Annotated in this window: 14 protein-coding genes and 1 tRNA gene; 3 read left to right on the top strand and 12 right to left on the bottom strand. The window is 57.5% G+C overall.

Annotated elements, in window-relative coordinates:
• Positions 1–134 precede the first annotated feature (134 nt).
• Positions 135–210: transfer RNA gene (locus AC2FNU_RS07615), tRNA-Trp, on the top strand.
• Positions 211–338: 128 nt separating this feature from the next.
• Here the strand turns inward: AC2FNU_RS07615 and AC2FNU_RS07620 are convergent.
• Positions 339–539, bottom strand: a complete 201-nt coding sequence (locus tag AC2FNU_RS07620) for a hypothetical protein (protein ID WP_496786763.1) — start codon at positions 537–539, stop codon at positions 339–341.
• Positions 540–720: 181 nt separating this feature from the next.
• Positions 721–1,647, bottom strand: coding sequence for an alpha/beta hydrolase (locus AC2FNU_RS07625; protein WP_496786765.1), 927 nt, complete (start codon positions 1,645–1,647; stop codon positions 721–723).
• A 210-nt stretch (positions 1,648–1,857) separates the two neighbouring features.
• On the opposite strand from AC2FNU_RS07625, the gene lptF reads away from it, so the two are divergent.
• A complete protein-coding gene (gene lptF, locus AC2FNU_RS07630) occupies positions 1,858–2,997 on the top strand; it encodes an LPS export ABC transporter permease LptF (RefSeq protein ID WP_496786767.1) in 1,140 nt (379 codons plus the stop codon).
• Here the strand turns inward: lptF and AC2FNU_RS07635 are convergent.
• Complete coding sequence (locus AC2FNU_RS07635) at positions 2,994–3,827, bottom strand: LysR family transcriptional regulator (RefSeq protein ID WP_496786769.1); 834 nt, start codon at positions 3,825–3,827, stop codon at positions 2,994–2,996. The two genes, lptF and AC2FNU_RS07635, sit on opposite strands and share 4 nt — an antisense overlap.
• A 101-nt stretch (positions 3,828–3,928) precedes the next feature.
• On the opposite strand from AC2FNU_RS07635, the gene AC2FNU_RS07640 reads away from it, so the two are divergent.
• Positions 3,929–4,519 carry an HD domain-containing protein gene (locus AC2FNU_RS07640; RefSeq protein WP_496786770.1) on the top strand — a complete coding sequence of 197 codons (591 nt, stop codon included), beginning with the start codon at positions 3,929–3,931 and terminating at the stop codon, positions 4,517–4,519.
• Here AC2FNU_RS07640 and speB read toward each other — a convergent pair.
• The 9 genes from speB to AC2FNU_RS07685 form a co-directional block, all read right to left on the bottom strand.
• Positions 4,516–5,358, bottom strand: coding sequence for an agmatinase (gene speB, locus AC2FNU_RS07645; protein ID WP_496786772.1), 843 nt, complete (start codon positions 5,356–5,358; stop codon positions 4,516–4,518). The genes AC2FNU_RS07640 and speB overlap by 4 nt on opposite strands.
• Positions 5,355–6,524 (bottom strand): carboxynorspermidine decarboxylase, encoded by a 1,170-nt coding sequence (gene nspC, locus AC2FNU_RS07650; RefSeq protein WP_496786774.1) that lies wholly within the window; start codon positions 6,522–6,524, stop codon positions 5,355–5,357. Before nspC ends, speB begins: the two co-directional genes overlap by 4 nt.
• Before the next feature lie 75 nt (positions 6,525–6,599).
• Complete coding sequence (locus AC2FNU_RS07655) at positions 6,600–7,823, bottom strand: saccharopine dehydrogenase family protein (protein ID WP_496786776.1); 1,224 nt, start codon at positions 7,821–7,823, stop codon at positions 6,600–6,602.
• Positions 7,824–7,848: 25 nt separating this feature from the next.
• A complete protein-coding gene (gene speA, locus AC2FNU_RS07660; protein WP_496786778.1) occupies positions 7,849–9,738 on the bottom strand; it encodes a biosynthetic arginine decarboxylase in 1,890 nt (629 codons plus the stop codon).
• A 102-nt stretch (positions 9,739–9,840) separates the two neighbouring features.
• Entirely contained in the window at positions 9,841–10,926 is a 1,086-nt protein-coding gene (locus tag AC2FNU_RS07665) for a DUF1513 domain-containing protein (RefSeq protein ID WP_496786780.1), read from the bottom strand.
• A 3-nt stretch (positions 10,927–10,929) separates the two neighbouring features.
• Positions 10,930–11,940 (bottom strand): imelysin family protein, encoded by a 1,011-nt coding sequence (locus tag AC2FNU_RS07670; RefSeq protein WP_496786781.1) that lies wholly within the window; start codon positions 11,938–11,940, stop codon positions 10,930–10,932.
• Between the two features lie 3 nt (positions 11,941–11,943).
• A complete protein-coding gene (locus AC2FNU_RS07675; protein ID WP_496786782.1) occupies positions 11,944–13,437 on the bottom strand; it encodes a di-heme oxidoreductase family protein in 1,494 nt (497 codons plus the stop codon).
• Between the two features lie 13 nt (positions 13,438–13,450).
• Positions 13,451–13,936, bottom strand: a complete 486-nt coding sequence (gene bfr / locus AC2FNU_RS07680; RefSeq protein WP_171091394.1) for a bacterioferritin — start codon at positions 13,934–13,936, stop codon at positions 13,451–13,453.
• Positions 13,884–14,177: a (2Fe-2S)-binding protein gene (locus tag AC2FNU_RS07685; protein WP_496786809.1), complete on the bottom strand. Its 294-nt coding sequence runs from the start codon at positions 14,175–14,177 to the stop codon at positions 13,884–13,886. The genes bfr and AC2FNU_RS07685 overlap by 53 nt, the downstream gene beginning before the upstream one ends.
• Positions 14,178–14,197: the final 20 nt, after the last annotated feature.

Raw genomic sequence — 14,197 nt, forward strand, 5'->3', positions numbered from 1 at the left:
CCTTTAGCTGACCGAACCTTGTCTTAGCGCACTGCACATTTTGCGCAACTTGTTTGTCGGATCAGATAGTGGTGTGGAATCTGAAAAAGCCTCTTGAGTCCGCTGCGCGGCTGGCATATCTGGGTGCTCACCACAGGGGTATAGCTCAGTTGGTAGAGCGACGGTCTCCAAAACCGTAGGTCGCGGGTTCGAACCCTGCTGCCCCTGCCATTTAAATCCTAAGCGAGAACTTGACCGGGATGCGTGCAGCCCACAGAAGACTCTGTGCGCGCGATTTAGGTGTAAACACTGTCGACCGCCAAAGACGGGTTTCAGTGCTTCTTGCGCAGAGTTTGCAGTCAGTCCGATTTCTCGGGCTGGGACATGGCGCCCAGTTTCTGAGCCCAGATTTGCCGATAATCCTGAAACAAATCAGTTCTTTTCATATGAAGTGCCGCCAAGGCGCACGCGGCCCACATTGCGACGTCGTATTCCGCGTCGGTCTTCTTGAGTATGTGAGCGTTTAGTGCCGCAGCTTCTGGTGTCGAAGGTTTATGCATTGGCGTCAATGCTCCGCAGGCAGTCAAAACCGTTTCACTAAAGGACATGGCAAGCGAATTGGCCACCTCCGCACAGAACATTATGCAGTGGCCATGTGAACGCGCAGCAAATATGTCGTTCATCTCCAGTTAACTTTGCGACAGCGCTTCAGCCCCAAAGAGAGGTTGGGCAACCGAGTGATCAGACCACCAATGCCTGGTCTCCGATATTCGTTTTCTGCCGGGTCGGCATCGTTTTTGCCGGATGGCCGTCGATCGTCAGGGCGAGGTCTTGGTAAAACCCGTTGCTGTCGAACCACCAGCGATGAGATTTCATCAACTTGCGCTGACCCTTGGGAACCTCTCGCAGGTATTGGTGGTCGCAAAAAATATCCCAATGACCTTTCGAGGTCAGCTTGGGCATCCCGACGCGACCCGCCCGCTGCCGCCCGCCGTGTACAATCCCCCCGGACAGGGCCAGAACCTTGTCTTTGCCGCTGTAATAGTTGGTGAAGCGCTTGCTGCGCTTTTTCAGCACCAGATCCCCCCATGCGCCTTTTTCCAACCACTTTGAATCGACATCGCCAGACGCGAACACGACCTGATCCGCCGACCAGATCTTGTTTCCCGGTCCGGCGGCATCCCCGAAGTCCGAAAATGCGCGCAGGACGACCAAAGCCCCCATGGAATGTGCAATGAGGTGCACCTTGGGGCGAGGAGACATTCCCAGAAGCGGCAGTATCCCGTCCCCGACCAGATGTGGGGCTACAGTCTTGGCATCGTTACGGTCAGAGTCGTAGGCGTGAACCGATCCGTCGCTGGGCCAGTCAAAGGCGACGACCGCCCCCTGATACCCGTCGGACCTGAGATTACTTTCAATTTTCGCCAACCGATCCAGCATGCTTTTCTGGCTTGTGTTGAACCCGTGGACATAGATCAGGACGTCAGAGTCTCCGCCTTCTTGGCGGACAAGATTCAGCCATTTGGCTTTCTTGATGATGCTGCCCTTACGAATTTTACCCCCCGGGCTTTGTTGGGTGATGTGTACGTATCTGGTCTTTGCGGCAGGCTTGAAGGTGAATTTCTTTTTTTGTGCATTGTATGTGCGGCGGGAAAAAAACAGGGCCATGCTTCAAACTCCATTCCAAGTAATCTGTTAAATGTGCCACGAAGTGCTGCTTTTTTCAAAGTTCCGTGCCTTTCGATACCGCGGGCGGTCGACGCTGACAGTAAATTGCGGCACGCGCACCCCGCGATGCAGGCTGCCAATCCCTGTTTCCTCTGCCGACAGAATGGCCTAGTGTCCGCTGCAAATTAACAAACACACGCACGAGGGCCCATGTCGCGTTTTGACGGATATTTCCTGCGGCAATTGCTGATATTGTTCGGCTTTTTCACCCTTGTGTTGGTGGGCGTGTTCTGGATCACCCGCTCTGTCAGCCTGTTCGACCGTGTCATTAGCGGTGGGCAATCGGCAATGGTGTTTCTCGAATTTACCGCGCTGACGCTGCCAACCCTGATCCGTACAGTCATGCCGATGGCGGTTTTTGCGGCAGCAGTCTATGCCACCAACCGCCTTAGCCGTGAAAGTGAGTTGACGGTGATGCTGGCCACAGGCTCCAGCCCACGCAGGTTGGCCCGTGCTGTTGTTCTGTTTGGTGCGATCACTGGCCTGATGATGGCGTCTATCAGTGTTTTCCTGCGGCCTGCCTCGGTCGAGCAGCTGGAAATACGGCAGGCCGAAGTCGCAGGGGATGTGACGGCCCAGTTGTTGAACGAAGGCGAGTTTCTGCACCCCGCCGAAGATGTCACGGTGTATATCGGGCGTATTGATCTGGATGGAACGCTGCATGAGGTATTCGTTTCGGACCGGCGCGATCAGGAAAACGCGGTCAGCTATTCCAGTGCCACAGCTTATCTGGTCAACAATGACACCGGTATTCACCTTGTCATGGTCGATGGCGTAGCGCTGCGGCTGACCAAAGAGGGAAGGCGGTTGTCCTCGACCCTGTTTCAGGATGCGTCTTACGACATATCGGAGTTGACCAGCGCCAGCCCAATGGCCCAGCGCAGTCTGGAAGCCATTCCAACGCTTGAGCTGATCCAAAACCGGGCTGAGATTTCTGCCGCAGAAGGGTATAACGAAGGAAAGCTGGTCGAAGAATTGCACCAGCGGTTTTCCTGGATTGCTATCTGTGTCGCCGTTGCGCTGGCTGGGTATTCAACACTGATGTTGGGCAGTTTTTCCCGGTTCGGGCTTTGGCCGCAAATCCTGGGTGCGTTCACCATTCTGGTGCTGCTTGAAGGTGTGCGCGGGTTTGTTTCTCCGGTCGTCATAGATGACCCAAAGCTTTGGATTCTGCTCTATCTGCCTGCCATAATGGGGGTGTTGATTTCGGGCATTTTCCTGCTGATTGCGGGACGTCCTATTCTGCGCAAGCAAGCGCGCTCGGACAAAGCCATGGCGACACCCGCTTAGGCGCGCAGATCCGCCAGACAACTGCGAAGTTCGTCAAACTCGGGCTGGTCACTGCGCGTAACCAGATACATCGGCAACGGCAAGGCGACGCTATCTTTCACGCGTTCCAGTTCGCCTGAGATGAGGTGGTCCGAAATAACATAGTCAGGGAAATAGCCGCATCCCCCGCGCTTCAGGACATAGCGCAGCGCCATCATGCAATTGCCCAGAAACAGAGTTTGCCCGGACGCTCGTCGTGCGGCGGATCTCACGTGATCCTGATAAACCTCGCCCAGCTCAAGATTGACGAAAACCAAATCATCTTCGGCGGTTTCCTTCTGCGGTGTCTGCACTAATGACAAAACCTCAGGTTCCAGTTCGCACCATGTGACACGCCGGTCCGTAGGTTTTTCATGGGTGACGGTTGCATCCAACACATGAGTTGCCACCGCTTCGACCATGTCGAGATCGTGATCGTAGTTCAGCGTCAACAACAGTTTGTCAAAACGCTGTTCAAAGCGTACCGCGAGATCCACCAGCAATGGGTCCCAGATGCTGAGTTGCCCGCCTAAGCGCAGCGCCGGGCGGCTCTGCGCCTGCATCGGTAAATCGTGCGACGCAAAGGCCCACAATGACAGCATCTGTTCCGCGTAAGGTTTGAATTGCCGGCCGAATTCAGTCAGTGCCGTGCCCCCGGCACCGCGTGTGAACAATGGCCTGCCGGTTTCTTCTTCGATCAGGCGAATGCGCGCGCTGACAGCAGTCTGAGTCACATTCATCTTACGAGCCGCTGCGTGGAAACCACCCGTTTCGGCAACACAGAGAAAGGTCTCAAGAGCTTTGGTTTGCATAACGAAAGTATTTTTTCATCAAACCGATAAAATCAATTCATTTTTTTGAACAGCAAAGCCACAGTAGTCTTTAGCTCAGGAAACACGCCGGAGGATCAGCCATGCTGGACAAAAGCCACAAACCCACCTGGACCAGTTTTGAAGAAGCGACCAAGGCCGACTGGGACGCCGTTATGGAGTATGAAGAGGCATATAATGCCGCTTTGCCTGACCGTATACTCGACGCCATTCGGTCGTTGGACGAGGAATGGACACCTTATCCCGTGAACCGCTATCAACACAGCCTGCAGGCCGCAACGCGCGCGTATGAGGACGGCGCAGATGAAGAGCTGGTAGTTGCCGCCCTGATCCACGACACCGGCGATATTCTGTCGCCCTACAACCATGGTGAGCTGTCAGCGGCGATGATGAAGCCCTATGTCAGCGAGCGGACCTACTGGATTCTCAAACATCACTGCGTGTTTCAGGGGTACTACTACAACCATCACCTCGGCGGTGATCGCAATGCGCGTGACAAGTACCGCGACAGCCCCTATTGGGAGGACTGCCGCTATTTCTGTCACGAATACGATCAGAAAGCGTTCGACCCGGATTACCCGACCAAACCGCTGGAGTTTTTCGAGCCCATGCTGCGCCGTGTCCTGAACAAAGGCGAAGGGCATATGGAGTTGAACGAAACCTCTGAGGCTTAACAGGCCGCCATCAGGCGATACACGATCTGAGCGGCAGTGAAGTCCCAGGCGGCGTTGCCGTCCGGGGCCAGTTCGACCACGTCGAAGCCCACGCATGTGCGGCCTTTCAGGGCGTGTTCGACCAGACGCAAGGCCTGATAATACCCCAAACCTCCCGGCACAGGTGTTCCTGTTGCGGGCATCTGAGAGGGGTCAAGACCGTCGACGTCAAAGCTGACATAGACCAGTTCAGGGAAATCCTCGGGCAGGTCTACGGCGTGGATGTTGCGGGTGACAAGTTCCTCGGCGTCCATATGAAAGACGTGGTTTTTCAAACGGCTTTTGGCCTCTTCCGAGGAAAAGGCGCGGACGCCGAATTGGGCGAGGCGAATGCCTTCTTCGGCCAGCAGATGCATGACTGAGGCGTGGGAGTGCTTTTCGCCCTGATAGGCATTGCGCAGGTCGGCATGGGCGTCGATCTGCACAATACCGATGGGCTGATTCAGCGCGCGCGCCACGCCCATGACTGCGCCGTAGCTGAGGGAATGCTCTCCGCCCAAAGTGACAGGTATTTTGCCCGCACGGATGGCGGCCTCGGTGCGTTGGGCGAGGCGTTCCATGACATCGGGCAGGGGGCCGTCGCAGTTCAGTGGTTCTTCGGTGAAGATGCCCTCGACGCAAGGTTCGGCATGGCCGGTGATGCGTTCCAATTCGTTGCTGGCCTCGATGATCGCCTCGGGGCCCATGGCGGTGCCCGAGCCGTAGGAGACAGTGCGTTCCAGCGGCACCGGAATAACGCAAAATCGGGCGTCCTCTGTGCGTTCGGCTTCGGTCAATTCACTGTCGAGGAAAATGCTCATGAGAGGCGGTCCTTAAAGTCGTCATAGCCGAACTGTTTGATGATTTTCAGTTCGTCCGTTTCGCTGTTCCACAGGGCGATGGTGGGCAGGGGAACACCGTTGAAAGTATTGGTCTTGACCATGGAATAATGCGCCTGATCGAGAAAAGCGAACCGCTGGCCGATTTCCAGCGGTTTGTCCCATGTGTAATCCCCGATCACGTCGCCTGCCAGACAAGACGGACCACCCAGGCGGTAGGTATGACCCGCCTCGGCCTCGTCCATCAGGGCGGGGCGATAAGGGGCTTCTATCACGTCGGGCATATGGCAGGTGGCCGAGATATCGGTGATCGCAAGGTTCATGCTGTTGATTGGCAGGTCGAGGATTTCTCCGACCAGAATACCGGCATCCAGCGCGACGGCTTCGCCGGGTTCGAGATAGACATCGACATCGTACGTCTCGCGAATGTCCTGGATGAATTTCACCAGACCTTCGCGGTCATAGTCGTCACGCGTGATGTGATGACCGCCGCCGAAGTTCAGCCATTTGAGTTGATCCAGAAAGGGTTTGAGTTTGGGTTCAACGGCCTCCCACGTGCGTTGCAGCGGCTCAAATCCCTGTTCGCAGAGGGTGTGCATGTGCAGCCCATCCACACCGGTCATGGTTTCGGCGGTCAGTTGGCTGACCGGTGTGCCAAGACGTGAACATGGGGCGCAGGGGTCGTATTTGGGGATCTCGCCTTCGGAGTGCTCCGGGTTGATCCGCAGGCCCACTTGCACGTTGGCGGCCTGGGCCTTGGCGAGGAAGCGGTCCTTTTGTGCCGGGCTGTTGAAGATGATGTGGTCGGACAGCGACAGGATTTCGTCGATGTCGGCGTCTTTGTATCCGGCGCAGAAGGTGGCGACCTCGCCACCATATTCTTCGCGGCCCAGACGGGCTTCATAGATACCGGACGCGCAGGTGCCGCCGAGGTGCTGGCGCACCAGCGGGGCCAGCGAGAACATCGAAAACGCCTTGAGCGCGCTGAGGACATGCGCGCCGGATTGCCTGCCAATGTCGGAGAGGATGGTCAGGTTGCGTTCGACGGCTTTTTCGTCGACCACGAAGCAGGGTGTGGGGACGCGGGTGAGGTCGAATTTGCGGAACGCGCCGGCGTCGCCGGCTTGTGTGGTCATCATGTCGGACATAACCGGCGTCTCCGTGTGATGGAGAGGCCGGGGGCGCTGCCCCCGGACCCCCGGAGTATTTAGGAAAAGATGAAATTAAAACTCGACCGGGCCGTCGAGTTCGTGGACCTGCCATGGCAGACCGTGGGTGTTCAGCATGGCCATGAAGTCATCCGGGTCCAGCTGTTCCATGTTCCAAACGCCCGGCTCAGTCCAGTTGCCTTTCAGCACCTGTGCCGCGCCGATCATGGCAGGGACGCCGGTTGTGTAGCTGACGGCCTGGCTGCCGACCTCGGCATAGCATTCTTCGTGGTCGCAGATGTTGTAGATGTAGAAGGTTTTCTCGCCCGAGCCGTCCTTGGCCTGACCCGTTGCGATATCGCCGATGCAGGCTTTGCCTTTGGTTTCCGCGCCCAGATCACCGGGATCGGGCAGCAGGGTTTTCAGAAACTGGATCGGGATGATTTCCTTACCGTCATGCATCACCGGGTCGATGCGGGTCATGCCGACGTTTTCCAGCACTTTGGCATGGGTGATATAGGCGTCACCGAAGGTCATCCAGAAGCGGGCGCGCTCGATCTCGGGGAAGTGGGTGCTGAGCGACTCCAGTTCCTCGTGATACATCAGGTACATGTTCTTGGGGCCGATGGCGGGGAAGTCGAACTCGACCTTATGGGTCATCGCCGGGGAGTGTTTCCACTCGCCACCTTCCCAGTGGCGGACTTCGGCCAGCACTTCGCGCAGGTTGATTTCCGGATTGAAGTTGGTCGCGAATTCCTGATCGTTCGAGCCGCCATTGGCGTCCAGCACGTCAATCTGACGGATGGTGTCCAGCTTATGCTTCTTCAGCCATTTCGCGAAGACGGATGTAACGCCCGGATCGAAGCCCGAACCGAGGATGGCGGTCAGACCGGCCTCTTTGAACCGTTCCTGATAGGCCCATTGCCAGTGGTATTCGAACTTGGCCTCATCTTCGGGTTCATAGTTCGCGGTGTCGAGGTAGTGGATACCGGCCTCAAGACATGCGTCCATCAGCACCAGATCCTGATAAGGCAGGGCGAGGTTCACGAGGATTTCCGCCCCGGTTTCCTTGATCAGCCTGACCGTGTCTTCGACCTTGTAGGCGTCCAGTTCGGCGGTTGCGATGTCGACACCCACACGCTCTTTCACCGCCTTGGCGATGGCGTCGCATTTCGATTTCGTGCGGCTGGCCAGAGTGATTTCGGTGAAGATGTCCGAGTTCATCGCCATCTTGTGCACGGCGGCGTGGGATACGCCGCCTGCGCCGACAACCAGAGTTTTGCCATTAAGTGAACCCATGGGGGTGATCTCCTCTCATAGGGGGTTATTCGTAATAGGTGTAGCCGTTGATCGAGTCGCGATAGGCGCTCATCAGGGTTTTGCGGTCCTTGGCTTTCAGAGTGCCGGTCGAGATCGCCTCGTCCACCATTTTGCGGAAGGCAGCGACGCAATCTTGTGGGTCGAACTCGACGTAAGAGAGGACCTGACTGATCGTGTCGCCCTCTTGTTCGTGCAGCAGGTCAAAGCCACCGTCGGCGCGCAGGTCGATGGTGACGACGTTGGTGTCGCCGAACAGGTTGTGCAGATCGCCCAGCGTTTCCTGATAGGCACCGACAAAGAAGACCCCCATGAAGTATTCGTCGTCTTCAGGCAGCGAATGCACGGGCAGGCTGGGTGAGACGCCGTCGGCCAGGATGAAGCGGTCGATCTTGCCGTCGCTGTCACAAGTGATGTCGGACAGGACTGCGCGTCGGTCGGGTGTCTGGTTCAGGCCCTGAAGCGGTACGATGGGATGGAGTTGGTCGATGGCCCAGACATCGGGAAGGGATTGGAACAGCGAGAAGTTGCAATGGTAGATATCGGCGACTTTCTCAAGCTGCTCGTCCACATCTGTGTCCAGCTCGTCCGAGGCGGCCAGCGCTTTGAGGCGCGCCATCAATGACAGGTAGATGCGTTCGGCGCGGGCCATTTGGCGCAGGTCAACATAGCCGCGGCGGAACAGAGCGCGCAGTTCATTGCGGTAGAAGCTGGCGTCGTTCCAGCATTCCTGCAGGCGGTCTTTGCTGAGGTAACCGTGCACAGCAGCGAGGTCTGAGACCAGATGGTGATCGTCTGGCTCAACTTCGGGGCCATTGGGGGCGTCATAGAGGGTGCTTTCCAGCACGTTGAACACCAGCATCGACGAGGTTGCCACGACCGCACGACCGCTTTCGGTGATCAGCGTCGGGTGGGCAATATCGGCCTCATCCATCGCGTAGGCCACGGTTTCGACGACGTTGGCGCAGTATTCTTCGACCGTGTAGTTGATCGAGTTTTCAGCGGCTTTCTTTTCACCGGTATAGTCCACGCCCATACCGCCGCCCAGGTCCAGATGGGTCAGCGGCACGCCCTCGCGGGTCAGTTCGGTGTAATAGCGGCACGCCTCGCCCACCGCACGGCGGACATCGTTGACGTCCTGCACCTGGCTGCCCAGATGCGAGTGCTGTAGTTTCAAACAGTGCAACAATCCGGCCTCTTTAAGCTTGTCCACTGTCGCCACCAGTTGATCCGTGTTCATGCCAAAGGCAGACCGGTCCCCCGAACTTTCTTCCCATTTGCCGCTGATCTGGTTGGTCAGTTTGACCCGAACACCGATCAGGGGTTCGATGCCCAGTTCATTGTAGACCTCGATCACGGTATCTGCCTCTTTCGGGCTTTCCAGAACGATGACTGTGTTGAAACCGATCTTGCGGCTTAAGATAGCGAGTTGGATGAACTCGGCATCCTTGACACCGTTGCAGACGATCAAGGCTTCAGGGGCCAGACGATGGGCCAATGCAACAACGAGTTCGGGTTTTGAACCTGCTTCAAGCCCGTAACTGTATTTCTTGCCGTATTCGACAATCCGGTCGACCACCTGCGCCTGTTGGTTCACTTTGATGGGGAATACACCGCGGTAGGACCCTTTGTATCCCACGCGTGCGATGGCATCGCGGAAGCTTTCGTTCAGATGCGCGATTTCGTGTTCCAGATAAGAGGTTACCCGCAGAACCATCGGCGCTTTGATTCCCCGGTCATCCAGATCGCTCAGGATGCCCGGCAGGCTAATCGCGTCAGCATCGGGTGCCATTGGATTGCGCAGGCCGATCTCGCCCTGCTTCGTCACCTCAATGAGGCCTTTGCCCCATTTCTCAACCCCGTAGATGGAATGCGGTGCGTCGGGCATCTGTTTCAATCAAGTCGGTCCTTAACGTAGGGGGTGCCAGTTTCGCGCCCGCCAATACGGCAGCAGTTTGATTCTTCCAAGTGTAAACTATGTGACATTGAAAACCGAGTTTTACGCGACGCGGCGGATCGGGATCAGATGATTGTCCCACTGGCACTTCTTATGGGCGCGGATCGCAGGCGAAGCGCCGGTCAAAACGCCAAACAGGCCGGTTCCGGTGGTAAAGACCAACCCGTCCGCTGCTGCACCCAAGCCGCACACATCCTCTAACGCAAAGGCATTCGTCAATGCCCCGCTGGCTGTGTCGAACTGATGCAATGTGTTGCCGCGCGGGCAAGTGATGGCAATGGTCGCACCATCGGACGCAAAGGCGATGCTGCCCGCATAGCCTTGCAGCGCGCTTTGATCCTTGTCAGGGGCCGCCAGTAGACGAGCATTTTCGCCCCGGCGGTGCAGGCCCAGCAGGGGCGGATGCTTCGCGCTGCTGCCCTGCCACTGCATCGCAAAACCTACTAGCCCGTCTTGTCGAACGGCCAGATGACGGATCGAGTTCTTGTGCAGATCTTTAGGCAGCGAAACCTGATCCAAAACAGCGCCGGACAGGCTCAGATAGGTCAGGTTAGGGGCCATAACTGGCAGATTCAGCTTTGTGCGCCCGGTTTCGGGATGCGTTTCGATCCCACCATTGGCGACTACAAGAGTTTGCCCATCCGGCATCAGGCGAATGTCATGCGGACCGATGCCACCTGAGGAGAATTCACCTAAACGTTCATAGCTTTCCGCATCCCAGATGCTGATGCGGCCTTCCCCGGCCTCATAGTCGTTCTCGGTCGCGAAGAAAACCGTGCCGTCCGCCGAGAATGTGCCGTGGCCAAAGAAATGGCGAGCTTCAGGGGCGGTGAGCTGCGCAATCCGCGCACCGGTGGTGCAGTCAATGACTACGGCAAATGTTCCGGGGCGGCGGGCAAATGCCACGGCTTGCGCCTTGAACGGATGCGCTGCGGCTGCGTGTCCGCGAGCGGGCAAGGGTAAAGAGAACAATGTCGAACCCTTTTCATCCAAACCCGCCAACCTGTGCGAGCCATCGGGAAACAGCCCTGCGGCCAGAAAGTCAGGTGCGCCGACGCTCGCCCACCCCTTGATCGGAGACAGGGTTGTCGCGGCCAGGCCGGTCAGGAATTGGCGACGTGAGGGCACAGATCAATCCCCGTCCAGCGAATTGAAACCTGCGCTGATCCCCAGGGTTGGACCCAGTTCGGTGGAGGCAATACCGCGAATATCCCGAATGGATTGTTGCAGGGCTTCGATGCGGAACCGGTCGTGCGGGTCAGCGACACCGGCCAGCGCCGGATCGTCAATGGATTGGGCGTTCTCGATTGCGCGCGCAAAGGCGGCGTCCAGTTCGGCTGCGACTTCGGGATAATCGAAGGACAATCGGGCGGCCAGGTCGCGCAGAGCGATTAGCGACAGTTCCACGTGACGCAGGGACCGCTCGGATCGGCGCGCTTCGGCCCGGTTGGGACGCGGCCGGTCGAATGTGCCCAAAGGGCGGCCCAGTCGTGTATCTGCGGTAAACTCAAGCCCTGCAGACAGGGCTTTGAACAGCTCTTGCAGGGCTTCGTCCTGCGTCCGATACGGGCTGTTGTCTCCGGGCTGGGTCAGGTTTGGCGCGTAGGTTTGCCAGCCTTCTGTTATGGCTTGGGCGTTGGCGTCTATGTCCGCCGTGATCGCCTGAATAAGATCGCAGCGGTATTCTGCATCACCTTGTTCGGCAAACGCGGGATCGTATAACATCCGCTCCAACGCGAAGAAGCCGCGCCCAGCGATGGACGTCTCGGCATAAGCTTCGGGGCTTTGCACTGCGTCATCCTCGGTCGCGATATGCTGTGACAACGCCTTCGCGGTGAACCCTTTCGTGTCAGGCCAGAAAGCCAGCGCAAATGCACGGTCATCTACCTCGGTTGGGCCAAATCGCAGATGGCTGGCGGAAATCCAGCTGTCGAAGGCCGCATCATATGCGGCTCGCAGCGCGGGCGAGGTCGGGGTGCAATCTACCAAAGCGGCGCTGACGAGTGCGCCGGTTGTCTCGGGCAACTTGTCGAACAGGGGCAGGATATGCGTTTCGGTCACATCCATCAGGATTGGCGCGCGATCCTGCGCCTGTGTGGCGACGGGTATGATCAAAGCAGCGATGAGGGGCAGGTAACGCATGGGTCAAAGGCTTTCCAGAAAACGGATCAAAGCATCGCGGTCTGACTTTGGCATCGACACAACGCTGTCGCGCGCAGCCTGTGCCTCACCGCCATGCCACAAGATCGCCTCTAGCAGATTACGCGCGCGTCCGTCATGCATGAATTGTGTGTGGCCCGATACACGCTGGGTCAGACCAATGCCCCACAAAGGCGGTGTGCGCCATTCGCGACCTGTCGCGCGGGCCTCGGGGCGATTGTCTGCCAGACCGTCGCTCATGTCATGCAAAAGCAGGTCGGTATAGGGCCAGATCAGCTGAAAACTGTGCTCGGGCCGGTCTGCCATGCGGTGAGTGACATGTGACGGCGTATGGCAGGACGCGCAGCCCGTGGCGTGGAACACTTCCTTTCCACGCAGCACCTGAGGGTCATCCACTTCGCGACGCGCAGGCACACCGAGATTGCGACTGTAGAAAGCCACTAGGTCCATTCCTTGCTGATCAATCTCGAACCCGCGCACGTCATTGTCGCCATGCGAAACTTCAACGCAGTTCACCTGCAATTCGGTGCAATCTCCGTGCGGCGCGGGATAGAGCGGGCTGGATATGCCGATATCGCCTGCAAAGGCCGCTGCCGATTGCTCCATTATGGTGGGCATACCGGCCTTGTGTCCGAACCGACCCATCATTGGTGCCCCATATTCGACGGACCAGACGATATTCGGGCGTCCTGAAATACCGTCGCCATCGATGTCGTCTGGATCAGCCTTGGCCAACAGATCTTCAACCGGGATCGCCTCTAGCAGACCCAGCCCGATCATCTGAGGCGCGACCCGAGGGCTCAGCATCGCATCGGGATGCAGCGGCCCATAGCCCAGATCGGCAGCCTGATAGTTTGGGTGGCGCAGTGATGCTGTTTCGCCCTCTGATAACTCTACAGGGATTTCCTTGTACGCGATATCCAGTCGGTACTCTGCCCGATGTCCCGCCAAAGCAAACTCTTGCATCTGTCCGCCATAGTTGGGATCCGGCAGGGTGGCGATGTAATCTTCGATCTCGGCATGACCGTCTTCTGGCGCTCCGGGGATCGAGATCCGAAGGAACATGGAAATCGCCTTGTCTTCTGGCCCGTTCGGAGTGTGGCCGCGCCCATCCTTGATATGGCAGCGTTGGCAGGATCGCGCATTGAAAAGCGGCCCCAACCCGTCAGAGGCCAGCGTGGACGCGGGTGATGAAACCCATATTTTCTTGAACAACCCATTGCCGACTTTAAAGTCCAGCTCTTGATCGAAACTCAGATTACCAGAGGGTTGTGAAAACGCATCTGCGTCATTGCGCACGCGTACAGTCGCCGCACCGGCAGAGAGCTTTTCAAACGGCTGCGGCGCGCTGAAATCCTGCGGTGGGGCTGTGACGACAGCGATGCGCGCGCGTTCATCCGTTGTTCGGGGGGTGATGTTCAAATGCAGATCCTTCAGATCCGCAGACAGGGCAGGGGCGGCCGCAAAAGCGGCCACCATAAGGGCAAAAAGGCTACTCGCCTTCGTCCATTTTTGACGCGTTGAGGTGCGCATAATTTGCTTCGCCGATCCTTTCGTACAGGTCGAGCTGCGTTTCGAGGAAGTCGATGTGGCCTTCTTCATCCGCTATCAATCCTTCGAACAGCGACATTGAGACATAGTCGCCCACTTCGCGGCAATGATCGCGTGCCTCGGCATAAAGCGCGCGCGCGTCCAGTTCGGCAGCAAGGTCACATTCCAATGTTTCCTTGGGCGTTTGCCCAATGCGCAGCGGGTCCAGTTTCTGCAGGTTGGGGTGGCCTTCCAAAAAAATGATCCGCTCGATCAGCTTGTCCGCATGCTGCATCTCTTCGATGCTTTCCTCGCGGCTTTTCTTGGCCATGTGGCCTAGGCCCCAGTCCTCTTGCAGCCGGTAATGCAACCAGTACTGACTGACTGCGGTCAGTTCATGCCGCAGAGATTTGTTGAGATATTCGATGACCTTTGGATCGCCCTTCATCTGCTTTCTCCTGAGTTACTGCTGCGCGTAAGGCGCGCAGTTGGATGGGGACTTCCAGATTATCGCTTGCCCGCATCGTGTCTAGGAAAAGAGGCATGCACCCGCCACAATCCGCCGACTTTCCAAGGGCATGGTAGATTTTGCCGGGGGTGATAATGGCTTGTGGATCCGCCGTACGCATCCAGTCGATAGCGGCGCGGATTTCATGGTCAGAGATGTTGGTGCAGTGGCAAACAATCATTGTCGTTGGTTCGGGTTTTT

The sequence above is a fragment of the Ruegeria sp. BHSB064 genome (assembly GCF_059613205.1).

Coding starts and splice junctions, on each gene's coding strand:
- AC2FNU_RS07620 (WP_496786763.1), bottom strand. CDS start 539: ATGCATAAACCTTCGACACCAGAAGCTGCGGCACTAAACGCTCACATA.
- AC2FNU_RS07625 (WP_496786765.1), bottom strand. CDS start 1,647: ATGGCCCTGTTTTTTTCCCGCCGCACATACAATGCACAAAAAAAGAAA.
- lptF (WP_496786767.1), top strand. CDS start 1,858: ATGTCGCGTTTTGACGGATATTTCCTGCGGCAATTGCTGATATTGTTC.
- AC2FNU_RS07635 (WP_496786769.1), bottom strand. CDS start 3,827: ATGCAAACCAAAGCTCTTGAGACCTTTCTCTGTGTTGCCGAAACGGGT.
- AC2FNU_RS07640 (WP_496786770.1), top strand. CDS start 3,929: ATGCTGGACAAAAGCCACAAACCCACCTGGACCAGTTTTGAAGAAGCG.
- speB (WP_496786772.1), bottom strand. CDS start 5,358: ATGAGCATTTTCCTCGACAGTGAATTGACCGAAGCCGAACGCACAGAG.
- nspC (WP_496786774.1), bottom strand. CDS start 6,524: ATGTCCGACATGATGACCACACAAGCCGGCGACGCCGGCGCGTTCCGC.
- AC2FNU_RS07655 (WP_496786776.1), bottom strand. CDS start 7,823: ATGGGTTCACTTAATGGCAAAACTCTGGTTGTCGGCGCAGGCGGCGTA.
- AC2FNU_RS07670 (WP_496786781.1), bottom strand. CDS start 11,940: ATGCGTTACCTGCCCCTCATCGCTGCTTTGATCATACCCGTCGCCACA.
- AC2FNU_RS07675 (WP_496786782.1), bottom strand. CDS start 13,437: ATGGTGGCCGCTTTTGCGGCCGCCCCTGCCCTGTCTGCGGATCTGAAG.
- bfr (WP_171091394.1), bottom strand. CDS start 13,936: ATGAAGGGCGATCCAAAGGTCATCGAATATCTCAACAAATCTCTGCGG.
- AC2FNU_RS07685 (WP_496786809.1), bottom strand. CDS start 14,177: ATGATTGTTTGCCACTGCACCAACATCTCTGACCATGAAATCCGCGCC.